At 70.0% G+C, this 1,893-nt stretch carries 2 protein-coding genes; both read right to left on the reverse strand.

Annotated elements, in window-relative coordinates:
• Nucleotides 1-34: 34 nt before the first annotated feature.
• Nucleotides 35-1,201 carry an acyl-CoA dehydrogenase family protein gene (locus BKE38_RS28550; protein WP_076960524.1) on the reverse strand — a complete coding sequence of 389 codons (1,167 nt, stop codon included), beginning with the start codon at nt 1,199-1,201 and terminating at the stop codon, nt 35-37.
• A 4-nt stretch (nt 1,202-1,205) separates the two neighbouring features.
• Nucleotides 1,206-1,893, reverse strand: a 688-nt coding sequence (locus tag BKE38_RS28555; RefSeq protein ID WP_131829776.1) for a CoA transferase, incomplete at its 5' end; no start/stop codon positions are given.

The following is a 1,893-nucleotide window of genomic DNA, read 5'->3' on the forward strand; positions in this document are numbered from 1 at the left end:
GTCCGGGGGGACAGTGTCCCCCCGGACCCCGCCTTCAGTAAGACTTCGGCAGGCCGAGCACCTTCTCGGCGATGAAGCACAGCACCAGCTGCGGACTGACGGGCGCGATGCGGGGGATCATCACCTCCCGCAGGTAGCGCTCGACATGGTACTCGCGCGCATAGCCGAAGCCGCCATGCGTCATCACCGCCTGGGTGCAGGCCTTGAACCCGGCCTCGGCGGCCAGATACTTGGCCGCATTCGCCTCGGCGCCGCAGGACAGGCCCTGGTCGTAGCGCCAGGCCGCCTTCATCACCATCAGCCAGGCCGCCTCCAGCTCCATCCAGCTCTCGGCCAGCGGATGCTGGATCGCCTGGTTCTGCCCGATGGCGCGGCCGAAGACCTGCCGCTCCTTGGCATACGCCGTCGCCCGCTGCAGCGCGACGACGCCCAGGCCCACCGCCTCGGCGGCGATCAGGATCCGCTCGGGGTTCAGCCCGTGCAGGATATAGTCGAAGCCGCGCCCCTCCTCGCCGATGCGGTCTTCCTCCGGAACTTCCAGCCCGTCGAAGAACAGCTCGTTCGAATCGACCGCCTTCCGCCCCATCTTCGGGATCTCCCGCACCTGCACCTTCGCCCGGTCGAGCGTGGTGTAGAACAGGCTGAGCCCCTGGGTCTTCTTCTGGACCGCCTCGATCGGGGTCGTGCGCGCCAGCAGCAGCACCTTCTCGGCCACCTGCGCCGTCGAGATCCACACCTTCTGTCCATGCACGACGTAACGGTCGCCACGCTTCTCCGCCCGCGTCCGCAGCTGCGTGGTGTCGAGGCCCGTGTTCGGCTCCGTCACCGCGAAGCAGGCCCGCTCGGTTCCCGCGATCAGCGGCGGCAGCATCCGCGCCTTCTGCGCCTCGTTGCCGAAGACCACGACAGGGTTCAGCCCGAAGATGTTCATGTGGACGGCCGAGGCGCCGGTCATCCCGGCCCCGGATTCGGCGATGGTCCGCATCATCATGGCGGCTTCGGTGATGCCGAGCCCGGCCCCGCCGAGCTCCGGCGGCATGCAGACGCCGAGCCACCCATCCTTGGCCAGCGCCTGGTGGAATTCCGCGGGGAAGCGCCCGTCGGTGTCGCGCGCCAGCCAGTAGTCGTCGCCGAAACCCTGGCACAGCCGCGCGATCGCCTCGCGCAGCGCGTCCTGCTCCGCGCTCGCCGCAAAATCCATGGCTTCAGCCTCCGGAGAATTCCGCCCTGACGGCCGCGGTCTGCGCGCCCAGCGCCGGCACCGGGCCATAGCCGCGCGGCGGGCCGTCCAGACGCGCGGCGGGGGCGGCCATCGCCACCTCGCCGTTTGGCGTCTGCACCACCAGCCGCCGCAGCGCCGGATGCGCCGCCAGCGCCGGCAGGTCGTTGACGAAGCCATAGGCGATGTTCGCGCCGCGCAGCCGCTGCGCGCATTCGTCCCGCGTCAGCGTGGCGAAGACGGCGGCGACATGCGCATCGACGTCCGGCCGATGCGCGACGCGCTCGACATTGCTGCGGAAGCCGTCGCGCTGCGGCAGCTCCGGCTCCTGCAGGAAGCCGGCGCAGAATTGCTGCCATTCCCGCTCGTTCTGGATCGAGATCAGCACCAGCGCCCCATCCGAGGTGGCGAAGGCGCCGTAGGGACAGATCGACGGATGTGCCAGCCCCAGCCGCTGCGGCGCCTTGCCGGTGCCTTCGAAATACAACAGGGGAACGTTCATCCAATCGGCCATGGCGTCGAACAGCGAGATGCCGATCGCCTTGCCCTCGCCGGTGATGCCGCGCTCGATCAGCGCCTCCAGCACCGCGGCATGCGCCATGGTGCCGGTCGCGATGTCGCAGACCGAGACGCCCACCCGCCCCGGCCCCGCCGGATGCCCGGTGATCGAGGCC

Origin of the sequence: Teichococcus deserti, from assembly GCF_001982615.1 — a bacterium.
GTDB lineage: Bacteria > Pseudomonadota > Alphaproteobacteria > Acetobacterales > Acetobacteraceae > Pseudoroseomonas > Pseudoroseomonas deserti.